Here is a 22,504-nt window from a genome sequence, read left to right as displayed (position 1 = left end):
AGCCCAGATAAAGTTTGGCTAGTTTTTTCTTTATTAGCTGTTCCATAAGCTGGATGATTGTCATCAGGTTCGGGTTTAATTGAGATAGCTAAAGGTACCAAAATTAATGCAATAAGGAGTGCCTCACTAATGAAACCTCCTCGCCAACCATTTTTGGTAATAATGCTAGCAATAATTGGGTTAAAAATTGTCCCGCCAAAAGCCGATAAACCTAAGGAAATCCCCATCACGGTTCCTAACTTTTCATTAAACCATTTACTGAGTAATACTGGGATTGATAATGTGATTGCAATTGGCTGACAAATTCCAATAATTGTCCATGCAATATAAAAATGCAATAAATTATTAGCAAAAGCTAAACTTAACATGCTAATTGCAATTAGACTAAAACACCCAGTTAAAAGCCAACGTAAGTTAACTTTTTCCATGATTTTTCCAGCAAACAAAAGTGTAATAGCAGCTGCTGCATTTTGAAATGTAGTCATTAGCGCAACGCTTGCACGTCCTACTTTGAAATATTCGCTTACTGGACCAAAGAATAGACCAATAGTATTAACTAAAAGTCCAAATCCAATCATTGAAATAAAACAACAAACAATAAAAATCCACCAAGGAATAAATGATTTTTTATGATTCACTTCTTTTCCTACTTTCTAAAATTCCTACGAAAATATTATGCCAGAAGCTAATACGAACGATGGATTAAAAAAGTATAAAGAAAGTTTTGAGAAAATTTAAAGCTTAAATTCGTGAGTATGAACATAAAGAAGTAGATTTTTACGGTAGTATAAAAGAGATTTTTGATTAATACGTAAGATTTGTTTTAAATCTTCATCGGTTTTAGTTTTATCGCTAAGTTTTGAATAAACATAGCTTAAACGCAAACTTTGTAGGGTAAGCTGCATTCCTAATATTTCACGATCAGGCTCAATAGCTCGTGCCAAGTTAAAATCTGATGCATAAAAGCCACCATTTTTCTTAGAAATTAAATAAGGATTATCTCCATGAGAAAAGTCGCAATGATTACCAATATAGTCAATCAATATATCATTATTGAGCTGACGCATAACAGTATTAAAACGGAGCTGCAAGATTTCATCAGGTTTATATCCTAAAGCAGTTGCGAGTAAAAATTTAACTGTAATTGGATTTAGACCATCAATTTGTGCAATTTCAGGCAATTTATCCATCCAGTTAATTACTACATCGTGTTGGCGATTCCAATGGCGACCACTAATCATCACTACTGGATAATTATCAATTAGATGATGACTATAAAGATAAGTAAAATAGGTTTTTATATGACTAACATATTTATTAATTGTATTTTTCTTAAAGTGAAGCTGTGTTTCCAAAGAATTGAAAAAATTACGTAAATCAGTTTCAGTAACGTTATTAATATCAGGATTATCTACACTATTTATGTAATAATTCCAAAATGTATCAGCTGATTTTTCTGTTAATACAATTGAAGCATCGGTTAATCTTTTTTCAGTTTTACAATAATTACGAAAATTTTTCTTGTATGGATATGACAATTATTTACACCTCGTTTTCTAACAGATTGTTACTAGATTTAGTATACTATAAAAAACTAAAATTGTACTAGCATTCTTTCTCACGTATAATTGAAATAAGTGGAGGGATGAAATGAAAAACATATTAATTAGTCAAGATCTTTCATGTGTAGGGCAGGTATCATCAGAAGTGGCTTTACCAATTTTAGCTGCATGTGGTTATCAAACTAATCTTTTACCAACCGCACTTTTATCAACTCATACTGGCGGATTTGGAAATAATACTTATCTAGATTTAAGTGAAGAAATGAAAAAGATTACACACCATTGGCATGAAGCAGGTATTAATTTTTCAGCAGTTTATCTAGGCTATTTAGGAGGGCAAGCAATTGATTTTTGGCTTAATGAATTAGAAATAATGGATCCAAAGTTGGTTTTAATTGATCCAGTAATGGGAGACCATGGCAAGCTATATAAAGGAATGAATGAAAACTATGTAAGAAAGATGCGCCAATTGGTCACAAAAGCCACAATTCTTACTCCAAATCTGACCGAAGCCATGTATTTACTAGATAAAAAAGTAAATCTAGACAATGTCGATATATTATTAGCCAAAAATGTTGCAATACAAGTAGCTGAACGATTTGGTTTATCCAAAGTAGTTATTACAGGAATTCCGCTAAAGAATAAAATCGGAATAGTTGGATTTGATAATGGTAAAACCTGGGAAATTTTAGAAGATAAGTTACCGGGCTCGTTTTTTGGTACAGGAGATATATTTGCTAGTAGTTTTTTAGCTGAGATTTTAGCAGATAAAAATTTAAAAGAAGCAGCTCAAATTGCAGGGAAATTTGTTAAAATTGCAATTAAAAATACATCTGATAGTCAAGATAAACGATTTGGTCCAAATTACGCAGCAGGATTGAATTGGTTAATGGAGAATATAAATGATGCGAAATAATGAAAACTCATTACAAAATGTTATTATTACAGGGATGTTTGCCGCTTTAATTTATTTAGGAATCTGGGTGTTAAGAATTCCTATTCCGGCATTAGTAGGAAGACCTTTTATTCACTTTGGCAATACTTTAACTGCAGTAGCAATTCTTTATTTAGGTTATAAAAAAGGAATGCTGGCGGGTATTATTGGTTTAGGAGGTTTTGATATTCTGAATGGTTATGCTGCAACTTCTTGGCTTACCATGCTTGAAGTTGTAGTAGTAGCAAGTGTATTAAGCGGAATATTTTGTTTAATGAAATATCAAAACACTAAGAAAAATATTATCATCTTGGGCATTGTAGCAGGTTTGACGAAAATTTTGACAACATATTGTGTGTCAATTGTTGAGGCGTTAATGATTGGTACTAGTCTTAAAGTAGCATATGTTGCTGCGTTTTTAAGTTTACCTGCAACAGTTATCAATTCAATTACTACCGCCATTTGTACCCCATTACTTTACTTTGCCTTAGTAGATGTATCAGGAAAAGTGCTAAAACGTGCAAGATAAAAAAATCCTAAAGCTCACTTTAATATGAGTTTTAGGATTTTTTAGTATTAATATTTTACTGGTACATAACCGTGGTTAATGGCATCTGCTTTTACATTAGAAACATCTGCAAACTCTTCTTGTTCTTTAGGATCATTTTCTAAGTCTTCATAAATCCTAACAGCAGGAGTTTCATCATCATTTGCAGCTTCTACCTTAGTTTTATCAATGGTCTTTTTAATAGCAACACATACAAGACCACCAGCTAATAAGCCAGCACTAAATGCGATAACTTTTTTCATAATAACACCTCATTTGCATAAGACTTTTTCACTTCTTATTATAATTCATCTTGAGTGAAAAATGTGCAAATATAGCTAATTATTTTTCTTTGACCAGCTGTAAAATCGTGTGTTCAACTAGCTTAGGATTATATTTGGCTAAGCCATTTTTCACCAAAAGTAGATAGCCTTGAACAAAAGACCAAATCTGTAAGAAAAAGTCTTCGTCAGAAAGTTGAGAATGATTCAATTCTTTAGCTAATTCTAAAAACTTAACACGTAAAGTGCATCCATCAACATTTGAACCAAGAATATGAGTTGCATTTGACTCAGTAAAGAGAATAAAAGTCATTATATTAGGATTTTTTTCAGCTTGACCAATAAAATATTGCGAAAGTTCAATAAGTTGGTCAAGTGAACTTTTATTACTCATATCTGGCATCTGCTCTATAAACTTGTGAGATAAGATTTTTAATGTAGTGTTATATAATTCTTGCTTATCTTTAAAATGCTTATAAAAAGCACCTGTTGTCATGTTAATTTCTTTGGTAAATTTACGCACTGAAAGGTTTTGATAACCATACTTAGAAATGTAAGCAATTGCTCCAGCTATCAAAAGTTCCTCCGTGTTATTTTTTATTTCTTCCATTTGATCTCCCTTAAAAAACGTCTGTTATATATTTATAATAACTTTATTTAGAATGTTTTTCAACTGGTAATGATAAGAAAAAATTAATATAATAAAATTAAATTAAATATTTTTGATAGTTTACATGAAAATATAAATACATAAGTCATATTTTGTGCAAGTTGGGACTAATACTCTTATAATGAAAGTAAGAATTAGATTAAGAAAAAGAGGTGTATCTTATTATGAAGAAAGCTATGGCTATTATTGGTATCGGAGCTTTTGCTCTTGGTGCTGCTTGCGCAATTGGTAAACTTGTTTACAATAAAGTTAAGTCAAACAATGGTGATGAAGAAACTGATCTTACTTTAGATATGTCAACCTCAGATGCTGCTGATAATACTAAAGATGATTCTAAAAAGTCATCAGTGGGCAGTGATTCTACTGAAAATAATGACTATCCACGTGTTACCATTGCTAAGTAAATATTGATAAAATAAAAAACTCACAAGGGATAATTCTCTTGTGAGTTTTTTTGTTAAGATATTAATTTTACTTAACGGCATCCTTTAAAGCCTTACCTGGCTTAAATGCAGGAACCTTAGTTGCAGGAATGGTGATTTCTGCACCAGTTTGTGGGTTACGGCCCTTACGAGCAGCACGTTCACGAACTTCGAATGAACCAAAGCCGATAAGTTGTACCTTTTCACCGTTTGAAAGTGCCTTTTCGATAGCACTGAAAACGGCATTGATAGCTGCATCAGCTTCAGTCTTCTTCATGTTAGTTGCATCTGCAACTTGCTTAGTTAATTCTGCTTTGTTAATAGTTGCCATTTAAAATACCTCTTTCTGCTTTGACAATAATCGGAAAGTGGTTAAAGTCCAATTTCCTTAGCTCTCTTATTCTAACATAGTTGAAGTGTTGATAGAATAGGGTTTTGCCAAAAAATAATACTTTAGTAAGTTTAACTCTTTTTTGCTAAAGATGCATTAAAAAAATATAATTTTAAGAATATTTGTTAAAAAATAACATTAAAATATAAATTAACTCATGATAAACTTAATAATTATAAAGCATACGGTAGGGATAATATGGAATTTAAAGAAATAAAATCTAATAAAAAACATTCTAAGCTTAATAGTGGATTGATTATCCGACGGGATAATTGATTCACTATTTTTCGTTTAGCCGTAAACTTTAAATAGTGATAAAACAATATGCCGAGAGGTGTTTAGGCGCATGACGCCGAATAAAAAACTGGCAGTTTTATCTTGCAGTTAGTAGCTTCCTCGAAGAATGTGGGCACCTGATGCCGAGTTTAGAAAATTAAGTCTGACTGCCTGGATAAATCAGTTTTATCACTTAGAAACAGCGAGGTATTGAAGATGGATATTGTTTTTGGAATTGATGTAAGCAGCCGTGAATCCAGTATTTGTATGTTAATGGATGATACCAGGAAAGAGTTTAAGATCTCTAACGATTCATTTGGATTTAAAGAGCTGCTCAAGAATCTTGCAGTATTCTCAAAGCATCCTCAGATCATTTTTGAAGCTACCGGGGTCTATTCAAGAAGACTGCAGAAGTTTCTAGAAGACTATGGCTATGATTACGTGATCCTTAATCCTTTAAAAGCTAAGAAAGAAATGGATCAGGGACTTCGTCATAATAAAACCGACAAAACAGATGCCTATAATTTAGCCAGAATTCAGCTTCAAAACAGACACAAGGCAAATAAACAAGAAGCCGAAGATTATCATAGATTGCGTGCCTTAAGCCGCTCTTATGAAGAATTGACTTCCGACATTGTCAGTGCCAAGAATCGTCTTCACCGTATCTTGCAATTGACTTTCCCTGAAATTGAAACAGTGGTTTCTACACCCAAGAACCGCAATTATTGGGAATTAGTTAAACTATTTCCGCATTGCCAAACGGTCAGAGAGATTGAAGCAGAAGATATTATCAATAAAATCAAGGATTTTAAAGGCTATGGCATCAAACGTGCTCAAAAAATTGCTCAAGGATTAAAAGAACTTGCCAATAAAGCATATCCCGTAGCAGAGCTTGATAGTCCTGAAACCAGCGATGTAATTTACTATGCCCAACGTCTCATCCAGCTTGATCAGGACAGAGATGAGCGGCTTAAGCAAATGGTTGATATATCTAAAAAGCTGCCTAATCGTGATCTAGAAATCCTCACAAGTATCCCTGGCTTCGCCCAGACTACTGCAGTACGTGTTTTGGCAGAGCTCGGAGATATCAGGAGATTCGACAACCCTAACAAGATTGATGCTTTTATTGGAATTGATCCGGGCAGATACCAGTCAGGCCAAATGGATTCCCGCCTTGGTATCACTAAACATGGTAACGCTATTGCACGTAAGATTCTTTATCGGGCAGTTGGTCAAATAGACAATGCTTCAAAGACCAATCCTTGCCATATTGCGGATTACTATGAAAATAAAAAATCTTCTCAAAGCAAAGGCTTCAAGAAGATTGCAATAGCTTCAGTGCATAAGCTAATCCGTACTATTTATGCACTAATCAAAAATGATCAGTTGTATAGTTACGAAGTCGCCAAACAAAATCAAAGACGTAAATCGTAATTAACTGATCAGCTTCATTATACTCTAACTTAGCTTCAAAGAGGTAATTTCTTTGAAGTCTTTTGCAGTACTTTCATAATTGAAATAATTCGCACCATTAAAACAAAGAAATCCAAATATATCAAAATAAGATAATTAAACATCTTGATATACTTGACTTTACGTAGAAAACAATATCTCGATTTGCTATTGTTAGCTGATGAACAAGAAGAAATGATTGATAAATATCTTAATAATGGAAAGATGTATATTTTAAAAGATGGGGAAAAGGTTGTTGGAGAATATATCCTCACAGCTCAAAATAATATTTTAGAAATTAAAAACATAGCTGTTAAGCCATCATTCCAAAAAATGGGATACGGGAAAGTTATGATAGATCATATTGTTAAAAACAATATTGATAAATATTCTATAATTCAAGTTGGTACAGGAGAGAGTCCTTTAACAATACCATTTTATAAAAAATGTGGATTTGAATATTCTCATCGAATTAAAAACTTTTTCACCGAAAATTATGACCATCCTATCTACGAAGCTGGGGTACAGTTGAAAGATATGGTCTATTTTAAGATTAAGAGATAAGGAAGGATTGAAATAAAAAATGAAAATAGCAATTATTGGGGTAGGTCACATGGGTAGTGCAATGATTGAAGGCTTAAGTAAAAATCCTAATAATCAACTTATTGCCGAAAACCATAAAAATCCACGTGTAGAAAAACTGTCAAAAAAGTATAACTTTAAATTAGTAAATACTATTCCGGAATTAGTAAAAACTGAACCTGAAATTGTAATTTTAACTTTGCCAGCTAATGTAACTTTAGAAGTTGCGCACCAATTGCAGGATTTAAATTCACTTTTTATTTCAGCCGCAGCTGGTATTAGTTATTATGACTTAAGTCAAGCTTTACCCAATAAAGCAATTGCTCGAATCATTCCAAATACTCCTGTTTCTATTCAAGCAGGTACAATTGGACTGTTTACTCCTCAAAATATGTCAGTTAGCTATAAAAATAAAGCTGTCCATTTACTTAGCCAACTAGGAGAGATAGTGGAAGTTGAGGAAGATAAATTAAGTATTGTAGGAACTATTGGTGGATGTGGACCTGCTTTTGTAGATGTATTCATTGAGGCGCTTAATGAAGCAGGAGTTCTAAATGGCTTAGATAGTAAAACAGCTACCAAACTAGCAGCAAGCATGGTTAAAGGAAGTGCAGACTTAGCTCTTAAGTCATCAAAAAATCCCACTGAATTACTTAATGAAGTATGTTCTCCAGGCGGAACAACTATTAAGGGTGTAGTCGCTCTTGAAAAAAGCGGATTTCGTTATTCCGTTATTAATGCAGTAAATAAAGCAAATCAAAATTAAATATTAACTAAAACATCTGAAATAAAATCAGATGTTTTATTATTTTTAGTAAATAATTTACTTAAATAACTATCTTATTAACTACGAAAGCGCTATAATTATTACTGAGGAAGAAAATGAAGAGGAGAAAGCTATGAAAGCAGATATTAAATGGCTTGATAACCCTGAAATTTTTAGAGTTAATCAATTGCCAGCTCACAGTGATCATCACTATTATAAAAACTACGCTGAATGGCAAAAAGGCGCTACAAGTTATAAGCAAAACTTAAATGGCGACTGGAATTTTGAGTTTTATCAAAACCCAATTGAAGTGCCAAAAGATTTTTATAAAAATGATTATCAATACGCAACTAATAAAATCAAAGTTCCAAGCGAAATTGAACTTAATAACTATAATCAAATTCAATATATTAATACTTTAATGCCTTGGGAAGGAAAAATCTTTAGACGACCTGCGTATGCCTTAAGTCCAGAAGAGATTGAGGATGGATCATTTAGTCGTGGAAAAGACAACACAGTAGGGATTTATTTTAAAAAATTTGATTTAAATAAAGATATGCGTAAACTTCCGATTCATATCCAATTTGATGGAGTGGAACGAGCAATGTATCTTTGGCTTAATGGGCAATTTGTTGGATATGCGGAAGACAGTTTTACGCCTTCTGAATTTGATTTAACTCCCTATATTAAAGATGAGGGAAATGAATTAGTAGTTGAAGTTTTTAAGCATTCAACCGCTTCTTGGCTGGAAGATCAGGATATGTTTCGTTTCTCTGGAATTTTTAGAGATGTAAACTTGCTAGCTATTCCAGAAGACCATTTAATTGATTTAGATATTCATCCTAGAGTTGATGATAACTTCAAAGATGGTAACTTTAATGCTAAATTGCATTTTAATGAGGAAGCAGAAGGAACTGTTTGCATTCGGATATTGGATGAAGATGGTGAGAATTTGCTTAATGAGACTCAGCCTCTTAATGAAAAAGTAGAAGTCTTAAATAAGAGTTTTAAAGATATTCATTTATGGGATAATCATCATCCATATTTATATCAGCTTTTAATAGAGATAAGGGATACAGATGGTAATTTAATAGAGCTTGTTCCATATAAGTTTGGCTTTAGAAGAATTGAGATCAATCAAGATCATGTTGTTTTATTAAATGGCAAGCGTTTAATAATCAACGGTGTTAATCGACATGAATGGGATGCAGAAAAAGGGCGTGCTATTACTCAGCAAGATATGGTAGATGATATTAAAACCTTTAAAGAAAATAATATTAATGCGGTTCGTACATGTCATTATCCTAATCAAATTCCATGGTATTTTATGTGTGATGAAGCAGGAATTTATGTGATGGCAGAAAATAATTTGGAATCTCATGCTACTTGGCAGAAGATGGGGGAAGTTGAACCTTCATATAACGTTCCAGGAGATTTGCCTCAATGGAAAGAAGCAGTAGTTGATCGAGCTAGAACCAATTATGAAACTTTTAAAAACCATACAGCTATCTTATTCTGGTCTCTAGGTAATGAAGCTTATGCTGGGGATGATATTGCTGCCATGAATGAGTTTTACAAGAGTCATGATGATAGTCGCTTGACTCATTATGAAGGAGTATGTCATAGACCAAGTTATCGCGACCGCATTTCAGATGTTGAAAGTCGTATGTATATGCCTCCAAAAGAAGTCAAAGAATATTTACAAAATAATCCAGATAAACCATTTATGGAATGTGAATACATGCATGATATGGGAAATTCTGATGGAGGAATGGGTTCTTATATTAACTTGCTTGATAAATATCCACAATACTTTGGTGGTTTTATTTGGGACTTTATAGATCAAGCACTTTTAGTTACAGATCCCGTTAGTGGTAAAAAAGTCCTTCGATATGGCGGCGACTTTGATGATCGTCATTCAGATTATGAATTTTCAGGAGATGGCTTAATGTTTGCAGATAGAACGCCAAAACCAGCGATGCAGGAGGTAAGATATTACTATGGCTTACACAAATAATTTACATATAGTTTATGGTGATGCAAGTCTTGGCATTGAAGGTGAAGACTTTTCTTATGTATTTAGTTATGATCGAGGAGGACTAGAGTCATTAAACTTAGCTGGAAAAGAATGGCTCTATCGCGTACCTACACCAAGTTTTTGGAGAGCAACTACTGATAATGATCGCGGAAGTGGATTTAATATTAAGTCAGTTCAGTGGCTGGGAGCAGATATGTTTCAAAAATGCATTGGGATTGATTTAACAGTTGATGACCATCATTTTGAAAAATTACCAATTGCGCCAGATACCAATCAATTTTCAAATAATGAGTATGCTGATAAAATTAAGATAATCTATACTTATGAAACCTTAACGATTCCAAGTACTCAAGTTAAAATTGCATATGAAGTAAGTAATGGTGGTGAAATTAAAGTCACGATGCATTACTTTGGTAAAAACAATTTACCAGAGTTGCCAGTGTTAGGGATGCGCTTTATTATGCCAACTAAGGCGATTGGATTTGACTATACTGGTTTATCTGGTGAAACTTATCCAGATCGTATGGCTGGGGCAGAACATGGAACTTATCATATTGAAGGACTTCCTGTTACAAAATATTTAGTTCCTCAAGAAAACGGAATGCATATGCAAACAGATAACTTAACTATTACAAGAACTAATACGCAAAATAATGCAGATGCTTCTGCTGAGCCATTTAGTTTGCAGATAAGTCAAGTAGATAAGCCTTTTAACTTTAGCTGTTTGCCATATACTGCTGAAGAACTTGAAAATGCAACTCACATTGAAGAGTTACCTCTTGCACGCAGAACTGTACTACTTATTGCAGGCAAAGTTCGCGGAGTTGGCGGAATTGATAGTTGGGGTGCTGATGTTGAAGAAAAATATCATATCCCTAGTGATAAAGATATTGAATTTTCATTTATAATAAATAAAAAATAATTAATACTTTTATGTGCAATATATAATTAAAATACCTGTAGCCTTTTTTGAGAGGTCTACAGGTATTTATTTATCAAAAATAATTTTGGTCAATTCGCCAATCTTGCTATAATAGAGGTACTATGGAGAATTTTAGGTAAAAGGATGAAAATTATGTCTAACTTTGTGACAGCAGATGTGAATTATGAAAAATACGCAAAGCTTGCTAGTAGTGCTGAAAGCTTGATTTATTCTGATGCTTGTAGCAGTTTAACTGTATTTGGAACTTTTGGTGAACAATTAGCTAAAGAAATCATGCACTTAGATAAAATTGTTGACTGGGAATTGAATCAAAAAGAACGTATTGAAAAACTTGCCCGCTCTAATAATGATTATCCAGCTGCGATATTGGGAGCATTGAACATCTTGCGTTTAAACAGAAACAAAGCTACCCATGATGACCAGTTTGTTGCAACACCTGCTATGGCACTTAAAGTAGACAAATTGGCATTTCAAATTTGGCAGTGGTTTTTGGAAGTTTATTCTCAAGATGAATTAAAAGACTATCAGATTCCGGAAGATAATCGAAAAATTATTCAAAATCAAGCCGAAGAAATTAAGCGTCTGACTGAGCAAATTGAAAAAATGCAAGCAGAAGCTCAAAAGATAAAGGTGGTTATTACACCTGAAGAGCAAGAAAGACGTCATAAAGTTAATGTTAATTATGCTAAAAAGCATCACTTATCAGAAGCAGAAACTAGGCAGCTAATTGATGAGCAATTGCGTGACGCTGGTTGGGAAGCTGACAGTGTTAATTTAAATAATCAAACTAAAAAAACTTTGCCTGAAAAAGGACGAAATTTAGCTATTGCTGAGTGGGTATTGCCTAATGGTCAACGTGCTGACTATGCCTTGTTCCGGGGGTTAGAATTCTATGGAATTATTGAAGCTAAGCGCTGGGATGAAGATATTGCTGGTCAAATGGCACAACCTAAAGAATATGCTAGTGAAGTTCAATATAGCAATGTATATACTTTAGTTAATGAAGATATGGGTAATTATCAAGTTCCATTTATTTATACGGCTAATGGGCGTCCATACTTGAAACAATATCAGGAAAAGTCTGGGATTTGGTTCTGGGATGCACGTAATCCTAAGGAAAGTAGTTATGCTTTAGAAAGTTTCCATTCACCTGATGATTTAAAATTAAAGTTGACTGCAACTAAAAAAGAAGAATCAAATAAAGAATTATTTGATGATCAAGATTTCCCAAACTTTATTTCTAAACGTGATTACCAAGTTGAAGCAGTTAAGGCAATTGAAGCAGCTGTTGCTAAAGGACAAAAGCGTATTTTACTTTCAATGGCAACAGGAACTGGTAAAACTAGAACTGCAATTGCATTGATGTACCGGCTATTATTGCACAAACGTGCTCGCCGTATTCTTTATTTAGTTGATAGGCGCTCTTTAGGTGAACAAACAGCTGGCGTAATCAAGAATAATAAAATTGGGGCAAACACAATTGCTGAGATTTATGGCTTAAAAGAATTAAATGACCAAATGCCAGAAGCAACTACTAAAATTCAGATTGCGACTGTGCAAGGGATGATTAAACGGCTATTTTTCACTGAAGATGAAAAAGATAAGCCGACTGTTGGTCAATATGATTTTATTATTGTTGATGAAGCTCACCGTGGATATGCTGAAGATAAAGACTTAAGTGATGATGAGTACAAGTTTTACAATCAAGATGACTATGTTAGCCAGTATCGCCGAGTAGTTGATTACTTTGATGCAGCTGCACTTGGAATGACTGCCACGCCAGCTTTACAAACAACAGAAATCTTTGGTCAGCCAGTCTATACTTATAGTTATCAACAAGCGGTAATTGATGGATACTTAGTTGACCATGATGCACCAACTATAATTAAAACTAAACTTTCTCAAGAAGGAATCCATTTCAAAAAGAATGCTAGTGTAAGTGTCTACAATGAAGCTGAACAAACAATTGCTACAGAAAAACTTCCGGATGATATGGATTTTGATGTCGGAGATTTTAATAAGCAAGTTATTAATGAAAGCTTCAATAAAGTAGTATGTGAACAACTTGCTAAGCAATATCTAGATCCTAATGACAGCAGTCAAGGAAAGACCTTAATTTTTGCAGCAAACGATGCTCATGCCGATATGATTGTGCACTTACTTAAAAAGGCATTCAAGGATCAGGGCAATCCAGTGGATGATGATGCCATTGAAAAAATTACCGGTTCACTTAGACATCCAGATTATGAAATTCGTCGCTTTAAAAATGAGCAATATCCAAATATTGCAGTCACTGTTGATCTCTTGACTACTGGTGTGGATGTGCCAGAAATTACTAATCTGGTGTTCTTACGTAGAGTAAAATCTCGTATCCTCTATGAGCAGATGCTGGGAAGAGCTACAAGATTGTGTCCTGAAATTAATAAATCTATCTTCCATATCTATGATGCAGTTGGTATTTATGAGGCAATGAATAAGGTTACAAATATGAAACCGGTAGTTAAAGATCCGGGCCATAATGTGCATTACTTTATGAAACATAAAAAAGACTTCTTCGAAGTTCAAGATAACACTACTCCTTATCAAACTGATATGGCAGGAGCTGTTGAGCGTAAAATCAAACGAATGAATGATGAAAATAAGAAAAAGTTTGAGCAATTAACTCAAATTTCTTCAGTTGATGAATGGGCAAGAAGTCTAAGTAAATTATCAAAAGATAAATTTATGAAAGAATGGCCAAAATTAGAAACTTTAGATAAGATGCAGCTGGTGAATGGCGCTAAGAAGATTCTTTCAGATGAAGAAGATGAATTTGTAGGAACAAGTCGCAATTATGGCAATAGTGAAAATTCAGAAAATTATCTTGAAAGGTTCTCTAATTATATAAAAAACAATCTGGATGCTATCCCAGAATTACAAAAAATGAAAAATAATCCTAGCCAGCTTACTTTAGCAGAATTAAAGAAACTTAAGTTGACTTTAGATGAAGAAGGTTTCAAAATTAGTCATTTACAAGAAGCATGGAAAGAAGAATACCATGTTCAAACTACAGCTGATATTATTAGCTTTATTAGAAATGTTACTAATAATACGGAGTTAGTTGACCATGATGTGAGAATTCATAATGCCATGCAAAAAGTTAGGGGAATGACTGAATGGAACCCTAAACAAGAGAAGTGGCTCACGAATATTGAAAATGAACTCTTAAGTAATGATCTGCTAGGTCCAGATGCAAAAACCATCTTTGATGGAATGAGTTACTTTAAGACTAATGGTGGCTATCGTAGAATGAAGAAGATTTTCGATGAAAATATAGACCAAATTATTGTTACTTTAAATGAAAACTTATATGTGTAGGAGAGAAAAATAAATGGCAATGACGACGCAAGAAATTGTACAAAAGTTATGGAATGAATGTAATGTTCTGCGCGATGATGGGGTAAGTTATCAAGACTATATCACAGAACTTACTTATATCTTGTTCTTGAAGATGGTAGACGAAGCTGATGAAAAATTAGAAAATCAAATCCCCGAAAAATATCATTGGAATAATCTTATCAAGCATGAGGGACGCGACTTGATGGACTTCTACCGTCAAATGCTGATTGACTTGGGTAATCCAACAATTGTTAATAACCCTAAAATTAACGCCATTTATGCTAATGCTTCAACTTCACTTGATAAGCCGAAAAACTTAGACAAAATCGTCCATGATATTGATGAGCTTGATTGGTATGAAGCTAGTGAAGAAGGTCTGGGAGAGATGTATGAAGGCTTAATGGAGAAAAACGCCAGCGAAGTTAAATCAGGAGCTGGTCAATACTTCACGCCACGTCCATTAATCAACATGATGGTCAAAATGACTAAGCCAGAATTAGGCGAGAGAATGAATGACCCAGCAGCTGGAACTTTTGGCTTTATGGTAGGAGCTAATCAATACTTAAGAGATAAGTATGATGACTATAGTAATTTGAATGACGATTAATATAAATTCCAAACTGAAGATGCCTTCACTGGAATGGAACTTGTTCCTAATACCCACCGTTTAGCAATGATGAATGAATACTTGCATAAAATGGATGGAGATTTGCGCCAAGGAGATTCTTTATCAGCTAATGGAATGTGGATGAAGAACTTTGATGTGGTCTTAACTAATCCACCATTTGGTACTAAAAAAGGTGCTGATACAAGTAGCGGACGTGAAGACTTGACTTTTCCAACTTCCAACAAGCAACTTAACTTCTTGCAAATTATCTATAATTCACTTAAGCATAATGGCAAGGCTCGTGCTGCAGTTGTGGTGCCTGATAACGTGTTATTTGCTGATGGAAAAGGTGAAGAAATCAGACGCGACTTAATGGAGAAGTGCAACTTGCATACTATCTTGAGATTGCCAACTGGGATTTTTTATGCTCAAGGTGTGCAAACTAATGTCTTGTTCTTTACACGCGGAAAAGAAGATAAGGGAAATACTAAAGATGTTTGGATTTATGACATGCGTCATCAAATGCGGTCATTTGGTAAGAGAAATCCCCTTAATGAAAAAGATTTTACCGACTTTGAAAAACTATTCTGTGTAGATGATAGAACTAAGCGTGTAGAGACTTGGGACAAGGAAAAGAATCCAAATGGTCGCTGGCGTAAGTTTACAATTGATGAAATCTTGAAGCGTCCAAATACCAGTTTAGATATTTCTTGGATGAGTGATGAAGAAGAGAAGGTGCAATTGTCACTTGGTGAGATCTTAAAGGGAATGGATGAGAAGTCGAGAGAGATTAGGGATGCCATTGAGCAGCTTAATGAAGCATTAAAGGGGATTGATGATGAAGACTAATAGCTTGGAGTTCGATGCACAGGCATTAAGAGAGAAGATACTGGACTTAGCAATGCGAGGAAAGCTCGTCAAGCAAGATCCAACAGATGAACCAGCAAGCGTACTCTTAGAGAAAATTAAAGCGGAAAAAGAAGAGCTGGTTAAAGAAGGTAAGATTAAGAAGAGTAAAGCTTTGCCTGAAATTACTGATACTGAGAAGCCCTTTGACATTCCTGATAGCTGGGAATGGGTGAGATTGGGGGAGGTTATTGCATTAATATCTGGAAGAGATATTACAAAAAAAGATCATTTATCTACTCCTGATGTTAATTCAATGCCTTATATAACAGGAGCAAGTAATATTAATAATCAAGGAATAATTAATATTACAGAGTGGGTTAATAATCCTAGTGTAATAGTAGAACAAGGTACTTTACTTCTTTCTGTAAAGGGAACTATAGGGAAAATAGCAATTTTAGATATTCCTAAAGCTCATATTGCGCGTCAAATTATGGGAATAAAAAATATTTATAATTTGAATCGAGATTTTCAAAAATACTTTATTGAATACTATGTAAAAGAGTTGCAAAGTAAAGCGAAAAGTATGATTCCGGGTGTTTCTAGAGATGATTTACTTTTAGCATCAGTCCCTTTCCCGCCACTAGAAGAGCAAAGTCGAATCGCTGCTAAAATAGCAGAGCTCTTCGCTTTGCTTCGCAAAGTCGAATCTTCTAATCAACAATACGATGAATTCAAGAAGATGTTGCGCTCTAAGGTGCTGGACTTGGCAATGCGTGGGAAGCTGGTCAAGCAGAATCCAGATGATAAACCAGCAAGCGTGCTGCTTGAGAAGATTAAGGCAGAAAAGGCAGAACTGGTTAAGGAAGGTAAGATTAAGAAGAGTAAGAAGCTCCCTGAAATCACCGATGATGAGAAGCCATTTGACATCTCTGATAGTTGGGAATGGGTGAGATTGGGGGAGATTTATGACTTTATTGATTATAGAGGTAAAACTCCGCACAAGATTTCATCTGGTATTAGGTTGATTACAGCAAAAAATGTTAGAATGGGTTATATATCTGTTAAGCCAGAAGAATTTATAAGTAAGACAGAATTTGTAGAAAGAAGTACACGTGGTGATGTAGTGAAAGGTGATATCTTTATTACTACTGAAGCACCTATGGGGTTAATAGCCATTAATGACTTTGATGAACCAATTGCTACTGCTCAAAGATTGATTACACTTAGAAAAGTATCAAATTTGCAGAATAATAAATTTATGTCTTATTTTATGCAGTCAAATATTTTTCAAAAGTTTTTAAATGAAAAAGCTACAGGTAGTACAGTTAAAGGAATTAAGGCTGCAAATTTAAAGCAGGTTTTAATATTAATGCCACCATTAGAAGAACAGCAACGAATTGTTAATCAAATAGAATCTATTATGAAGATGATAAATTAAAATATCATCTTTTTTATTTTATCAATACTTGACATTTTTGATCATTAGCTAATTAAATTTTATCTTGATTTCAATATGTAGTGGTATTAGTATTTGTAATACACTGTTTATTGTATGATTTTATAAGAAGAGGAAATATATGAGTAAAAAAGATAATTCTAATTTTTTAAAAAATAAATTAGCTACAATGAATAATATGAATAAGTTAATTCCTGCTACGAGTAAATTAAAAACTCAAAATTTTAAAGGAATTGCAGCTTTAAGTAAAGTTACTCCATCTTATGTGCAGTATATTAATCAGCAAAATAATATTAATAATCGTTTTAATAAATATAGTGAAGAGCTTCATAGATTAACGTATACACAAAGTAAATTAATTGAAGTGGCTACAAATAATATCTCTACAATTCCTCAAACTACTGGCTTAAATCAATTTAATAAAGTAATAAATAGTAATAAAATTATACCAACTATTAATAGTTGGATAGGACAGCAAAATACATTAACGAATAATAATTTTTTAACTCAGATTTCGGTAGTTCAAGAAGCATTAGGTAAATTAAATATATCTTATTTGGAAAAGGTATTTGTACCATATAATCAAAATGTTACTTGGATTAAAGATATTAATAATATTTTATGTCTCCCACCTAATCCTTATATTTTACAATATGCTTTATTAAAAAAGAAATGGGTTATTATTTATAATAATGATATTGACTTAGAGTTAAAAGATAAGATTGAACATATAAAAAATAAGGCTAATAGAAAAGTGAAAAGCTTAGAAAATATAGTTATTGATTTTTATACAAAGAATAATTATCAAAATACTTTTAAAAGACTAGAAGAAGTAATTAATTTAGTGGCAAAATCTAAATTTTATCCTAAAAGTTATGTTGATTATTTGAGAAGATTTCAAAAAACTTTAAAGCAAGATTTTGGTAATTGTCAGTTATTAATTACTAATCTTATGACTCTTATTGAAAATGCTGTAGCTCAACGTTTAGGATTGCTTAATAGTTCTAGTGGACACTTAATAAAAACGAATTTGGAGAAAACTGAAAAGAAAATTTATGAAAATAGTGATTTAGAACTATTAATGGTGGTATTAATATATTTATGGAATGGTAAGTTTCAGAATTTTCCTGATGGTATAGATAAGGTTGGAATTGGAAGACATTCAATAGATCACGGACGAGTTAATCCGGATAGATATACAGATATTGTATTTATAAAATTATTATTAATTTTTGACCAATTATTACGTATTAGTTGGGATTAAAAAAGATTATAGAATTTTAAAAATAAGGAGATAAAAATTATGAAGTATTTAAGTTGGTCAGAATTAGAAGTATTAACATTGAAGGATTCTATAGAATTTGATGGTGCATGGGCATTATCAAAAGATAAAATTGATAGAGAAAATAAAGACAGAAGATACGGAAGTTTAATTAATAATAAAAATAGTTGGAACTTATCGTTATATCAAAGCTTAACTCATTCTACTAAAAGCTTAGATAAAAAATTGGGTAATAGATATAGTCCTTCGAAAGCTTTGGAAATATATGGGGTTAATTTTAATGGATTATATGTGAAATTAATTGATGCATATGAAAGTGAAGACATAGTATCACCTAATTTTACAGATTTGCATCAGCAAAAGTTAGGTATGAAGACTGTAATTATATATAGGGATAGTAAAAGTTTAGCTGCACGCTATACTGATGTTTTAGTTTCTTTTGATAATATAAATGATTATTTGATGCAAATATTTAATTGTGAATCTCAATATCACAAATATAATGAAAACCATATTTTATGTGATAAAAAATATATTTGTAGAATTAGTTATAAGGGCTTGAAATTTGATATTTTTATAGTTAGAAAGAATGAGTCTAAAATATTTTTTGATATTAAATTTGATACTTATATTAGTAATTTAGATGATATAAGTAGTATGATTATTAAACTAAAAAGAGGGCTTTCACTATATTACAAAACTAGATTAGAACCAGAATATATTTATTTAACCAATGAAAATAATGATTTGGCTAGAGTGTTTTTACCAATGGATATAGATTATATAAATGGTTTTAAAAATTATGATATCGATCCTATTTATTCAGGAGCAATTACGCTTAATACTTTGAAAGCTGTTATAAGTGGGATGTTTAATAAAGTTTATAAAAATAAACTATTAAATGGTTTTGTAACTCATAATTATAATATTATAGTTAATTATTTGGATACTGATCATAAATTAATTGATTTGACTCAAGCCATAGAAAATCTGTATGCTGATAAAAAAGAAAAGAAAGATAATAGGAAAGAACTAGAAAATGTAGAAGTTGTTAAAACTATAAGAGAAAGAAAAAACAATTTAAAAATAATCTTAAAAAAGTTGGAAATAAAGACTTAGACAACCAATTTAAAGAATTATATGAACCTATAAATAAGATAATTACTAAGATGGAAAATCCACCTAAGGAAGAATTACACCCCATAATATTAAATAAAAAAATAAAGCTATTTATTAGTGATTTTTCTACTGAAATACAAGAATTAATTAAATATGGTTTTAAATCTATAGATAAATGGACAGCGTTTATTGTTAATACACGGGTTAATATTACTCACGGAGAGGATAGAGAAAACAAAGTATCAGATAGTTTTAAATATTTAGTTAAAACTAATGCCGTTTTAGAAAGATTATGTAGGTATTATATTTTTAATAATATACTAAATATAGATACTTCTGAAAGTAAATTAGAGGACGATTTAAAAGGAGCACTAAATTCTATAGATTTATGGGAGTCTAACATAAAATAATCACTTAAGCACGGCTTTTCGTGCTTGTTATGTTAAATTAAGACTAACATGGAGGGCTAGAAATTATGTTAGTTGATTTTACAGTAAAGAATTTTGCTTTGTTTAGGGATGAAACTACTCTTTTAGCAGAAGCAGGAGAAAGACTTAGAAAGTATAAAGAAACCAATACTTTTGCTAATCTTAAGGTACTAGGAATTATGCAAGAATTAACAATAAATCACATTCATGCTGTTACGAATTAGATAGTAAAATTAGATCAGTTTATAATTTTTATGATAAATTATTTACTAGGGTAAGTACTCTGACCTCAGTATTTGATATTGGCAATGCTAAGAATAAGGGGAGGAAAGATGTCTCCTTTGCTAGAAGATACATTGAAGGGCAGTTTGATTCATTGCCAATTATAAATTCTGATTCTTTGCAAAAGATATGGAAAATAAATAAGCAAGAATTAACTTAAAATTAGTTAGTTTCTTGCTTTTTTGATAGATTATAATAGTAATTGATTTTTATAATTAAAAAAATGAATTTAGAAGAAATACTAAATGTAAAAGATAAGTTTTTAACTTCACTAAATAAAATGTTGGAGGTTACTTTGAAAATTAAAGATATTGAGAAAGTTTCTGATGAACAAGCAATTCAAGAGCTTACAAAAGATTGGCCATTGGAAGATTTAGACACTCCAAATAAAATAAAAACTTGGCTAGAAAAAGAATAATAAAAAAGCAAGAAGTTCAATCTATAAGTTAGCCAGCTTATTGCTTTTATGTATCACTGATTATTAATTCTGCTAAGTGCAATATCGTACACTTATAAATACTTTATTATAAAAAGTATCCTTAATAATATATAGTGTTTACACTTCAAATAAGCTACAATTATATAAAAATTAAATCTTGGAGGGAAAAATATGAAAATGTCGAGATTCTTAAATGAAAATAGAAAGAAACTTCCCGAATCCGAAAAAATGGATATGGCAGAACATCGACGACAGTTAATGGAAAAAGTAATCAAATCTAAGAGGAAAAAAGAAACTGAAAATAGTTCAACTCCGAAAAAGAAAACGACATATTCAACAGATGCAAAATTAGAAATCAAAAAATTAGAACGACAATTGCGTCTCACAAATCAAAATAATATAAGACTCCAGCATGAAAAAAGTGAATTACAAAAGAGAAATCGTAGTAAACAAAAGCAGTTACGTAAATTAAGAGCTGAAAAAGATAATTTTAATCAAAAAATTAAGAAAATAGAGCTTGAATATGAAGAAAAGAATAAAGAATTAGACCAAAAACTTAAGCAAAAAAATGAAGAAATAAGTCATCTTCAAAAAGTAACATCTTGGATTGATTCTGAAAGCTTAGCTCCTGGTGATGATGTACGAAAGCTTATTGATGAGCAAAATTTTCAAATAGAATTATTAAGTACTCTCTTTGCAGGAGTAATGAGAAAGAATACTAAGTTAGCTGAAAAAATAACTCTGGTAAGAGAAGATAGAAATACTTACCAAAAGCAGGCAAAAGAATATAAGAGAGAAGTAGAACATTTAACCAAGTTTCAAAATAAGCTAGAGAGTAAAGTTAAGTCCTTAATTGATGAAAATGACTCACTATTAAGAAAATATCGCAACAAAACACAATTAAAGAATGCACCTATTTCGGAATTAATTCAGCTTTTGATTGATAAATGTTCTCCTGAGACTATTACAGATTATGCTAAACTTGATTACCTAAAGCAATATTATCAGCAAGTTTTAGAGTCAACTCAAAGACATAGCTATAGTTATGGCTATATTGAAGAAACAAGTGACCAATTTTTGCTTCATGATATTAATAAGAATTCTGTTTATCCAGTTTTTGTGCCAGAGAGATTGCGTAATAATTCTAATTATTCTTCTGGAATTGTTGTGCGTTGTCATTACAAGCATAAGAATTGGATTGTAGATCATCTTTATCCTACTATTTCGATAGAGTCAAATATTTCTCGTATTAGTAAGTTTCAGAAGAATCATAAGTCTAAAATTAATCAAAGACAAAATGAACATAAAATTACTATTACTAATCAAGCAGAAATTAATTGGCTTAAGAACTTAAATGTTGTCTTAGTTGGTAATAAGTATTCTGCTGGCTTTGTTAATGAAATGAAGAAGTACTGCAATCTTAAGATTTTTGATGCTTATGAAGATGGTGAGCAGCAGATTTTTAAAGCAATGCACAGTGCTGATTATGTCTTTTTACTAATTGGAAGTGTGCCACATTCAATTACAGTTTATAGTAAGGCAACTGAAGATCTTAATGAATATTCGAATAAGATGCAAATTTTTGATATTCCTGCAAAATATGATGGAGTAATTAGATTACATTATTTGTATGCAAATTTTGGGAATAATGATAAGGTGAATTAAATGATTTAGATTTCGGGGCGGTGTTCATTAAACTTATCTATAATTATAGCAAGGAATGAAAAATGGTTGTGACATATCTATTAATGATAAAAATTAATTTATAGATGGGATTATTGCGCAAGTTTTATCAGAGAT

Annotated in this window: 20 protein-coding genes and 2 pseudogenes; 17 read left to right on the top strand and 5 right to left on the bottom strand. The window is 32.0% G+C overall.

Annotated elements, in window-relative coordinates:
• A partial coding sequence (locus FOD82_RS09735) for an MFS transporter (protein WP_144356274.1) occupies positions 1-638 on the bottom strand: 638 nt, incomplete at its 3' end.
• A 96-nt stretch (positions 639-734) separates the two neighbouring features.
• Complete coding sequence (locus FOD82_RS09730; protein ID WP_144356273.1) at positions 735-1,538, bottom strand: integrase; 804 nt, start codon at positions 1,536-1,538, stop codon at positions 735-737.
• Positions 1,539-1,650: 112 nt separating this feature from the next.
• Here FOD82_RS09730 and FOD82_RS09725 point away from each other — a divergent pair, with 112 nt between their 5' ends.
• Both FOD82_RS09725 and FOD82_RS09720 read left to right on the top strand, forming a co-directional pair.
• Entirely contained in the window at positions 1,651-2,478 is an 828-nt protein-coding gene (locus FOD82_RS09725) for a pyridoxamine kinase (protein WP_144356270.1), read from the top strand.
• On the top strand, positions 2,468-3,025 hold the full coding sequence (locus FOD82_RS09720; RefSeq protein ID WP_144356292.1) for an ECF transporter S component: 558 nt from the start codon (positions 2,468-2,470) through the stop codon (positions 3,023-3,025). The genes FOD82_RS09725 and FOD82_RS09720 overlap by 11 nt, the downstream gene beginning before the upstream one ends.
• Before the next feature lie 47 nt (positions 3,026-3,072).
• Here the strand turns inward: FOD82_RS09720 and FOD82_RS09715 are convergent, their stop codons facing one another.
• Together FOD82_RS09715 and FOD82_RS09710 are read right to left on the bottom strand one after the other, a co-directional pair.
• Positions 3,073-3,306, bottom strand: a complete 234-nt coding sequence (locus FOD82_RS09715; RefSeq protein WP_144356269.1) for a hypothetical protein — start codon at positions 3,304-3,306, stop codon at positions 3,073-3,075.
• Positions 3,307-3,385: 79 nt separating this feature from the next.
• Complete coding sequence (locus tag FOD82_RS09710) at positions 3,386-3,934, bottom strand: TetR/AcrR family transcriptional regulator (protein ID WP_144356267.1); 549 nt, start codon at positions 3,932-3,934, stop codon at positions 3,386-3,388.
• A 224-nt stretch (positions 3,935-4,158) separates the two neighbouring features.
• Between FOD82_RS09710 and FOD82_RS09705 the strand changes: the two genes are divergently transcribed.
• Complete coding sequence (locus FOD82_RS09705; protein ID WP_144356265.1) at positions 4,159-4,398, top strand: hypothetical protein; 240 nt, start codon at positions 4,159-4,161, stop codon at positions 4,396-4,398.
• 67 nt (positions 4,399-4,465) lie between these two features.
• Here the strand turns inward: FOD82_RS09705 and FOD82_RS09700 are convergent, their stop codons facing one another.
• Positions 4,466-4,747, bottom strand: coding sequence for an HU family DNA-binding protein (locus FOD82_RS09700; protein WP_144356264.1), 282 nt, complete (start codon positions 4,745-4,747; stop codon positions 4,466-4,468).
• Positions 4,748-5,299: 552 nt separating this feature from the next.
• Here FOD82_RS09700 and FOD82_RS09695 point away from each other — a divergent pair.
• The 14 genes and pseudogenes from FOD82_RS09695 to FOD82_RS09640 all read left to right on the top strand — a co-directional run bounded on the left by FOD82_RS09695 (position 5,300) and on the right by FOD82_RS09640 (position 22,369).
• Positions 5,300-6,517, top strand: a complete 1,218-nt coding sequence (locus FOD82_RS09695) for an IS110 family transposase (protein WP_144355721.1) — start codon at positions 5,300-5,302, stop codon at positions 6,515-6,517.
• 213 nt (positions 6,518-6,730) lie between these two features.
• Positions 6,731-7,099, top strand: coding sequence for a GNAT family N-acetyltransferase (locus FOD82_RS09690; RefSeq protein WP_144356291.1), 369 nt, complete (start codon positions 6,731-6,733; stop codon positions 7,097-7,099).
• 19 nt (positions 7,100-7,118) lie between these two features.
• Entirely contained in the window at positions 7,119-7,883 is a 765-nt protein-coding gene (gene proC, locus FOD82_RS09685) for a pyrroline-5-carboxylate reductase (protein ID WP_144356263.1), read from the top strand.
• A gap of 133 nt (positions 7,884-8,016) precedes the next feature.
• Positions 8,017-9,900: a glycoside hydrolase family 2 TIM barrel-domain containing protein gene (locus FOD82_RS09680; protein WP_144356262.1), complete on the top strand. Its 1,884-nt coding sequence runs from the start codon at positions 8,017-8,019 to the stop codon at positions 9,898-9,900.
• Complete coding sequence (locus FOD82_RS09675) at positions 9,884-10,843, top strand: beta-galactosidase small subunit (RefSeq protein WP_144356261.1); 960 nt, start codon at positions 9,884-9,886, stop codon at positions 10,841-10,843. The genes FOD82_RS09680 and FOD82_RS09675 overlap by 17 nt, the downstream gene beginning before the upstream one ends.
• A gap of 153 nt (positions 10,844-10,996) precedes the next feature.
• Positions 10,997-14,221 carry a type I restriction-modification system endonuclease gene (gene hsdR, locus FOD82_RS09670; protein ID WP_144356260.1) on the top strand — a complete coding sequence of 1,075 codons (3,225 nt, stop codon included), beginning with the start codon at positions 10,997-10,999 and terminating at the stop codon, positions 14,219-14,221.
• 19 nt (positions 14,222-14,240) lie between these two features.
• A pseudogene (locus FOD82_RS09665) lies at positions 14,241-15,698 on the top strand (class I SAM-dependent DNA methyltransferase).
• Positions 15,685-17,136: a restriction endonuclease subunit S gene (locus tag FOD82_RS09660; RefSeq protein WP_242450230.1), complete on the top strand. Its 1,452-nt coding sequence runs from the start codon at positions 15,685-15,687 to the stop codon at positions 17,134-17,136. The pseudogene FOD82_RS09665 and the gene FOD82_RS09660 overlap by 14 nt, the downstream one beginning before the upstream one ends.
• A gap of 139 nt (positions 17,137-17,275) precedes the next feature.
• The gene (locus FOD82_RS09655) at positions 17,276-18,418 is read left to right on the top strand and encodes a hypothetical protein (RefSeq protein WP_144356259.1); all 1,143 of its coding nucleotides are present in this window, start codon (positions 17,276-17,278) and stop codon (positions 18,416-18,418) included.
• Positions 18,419-18,457: 39 nt separating this feature from the next.
• Positions 18,458-19,555, top strand: a complete 1,098-nt coding sequence (locus FOD82_RS09650; protein ID WP_144356258.1) for a hypothetical protein — start codon at positions 18,458-18,460, stop codon at positions 19,553-19,555.
• A 17-nt stretch (positions 19,556-19,572) separates the two neighbouring features.
• Positions 19,573-19,965: pseudogene (locus FOD82_RS09645) on the top strand (HEPN domain-containing protein); the annotation flags it as partial.
• 65 nt (positions 19,966-20,030) lie between these two features.
• Positions 20,031-20,207: a hypothetical protein gene (locus FOD82_RS09845; RefSeq protein WP_186277753.1), complete on the top strand. Its 177-nt coding sequence runs from the start codon at positions 20,031-20,033 to the stop codon at positions 20,205-20,207.
• Between the two features lie 353 nt (positions 20,208-20,560).
• On the top strand, positions 20,561-20,683 hold the full coding sequence (locus tag FOD82_RS09935) for a hypothetical protein (protein ID WP_277950090.1): 123 nt from the start codon (positions 20,561-20,563) through the stop codon (positions 20,681-20,683).
• A gap of 192 nt (positions 20,684-20,875) precedes the next feature.
• Positions 20,876-22,369, top strand: coding sequence for a hypothetical protein (locus FOD82_RS09640; protein WP_144356256.1), 1,494 nt, complete (start codon positions 20,876-20,878; stop codon positions 22,367-22,369).
• Positions 22,370-22,504 lie beyond the last annotated feature (135 nt).

Origin of the sequence: Lactobacillus sp. LL6 (genome assembly GCF_007570935.1) — a bacterium.
Lineage (GTDB): Bacteria > Bacillota > Bacilli > Lactobacillales > Lactobacillaceae > Lactobacillus.
This window is presented reverse-complemented; position numbering and strand designations above follow the sequence as displayed.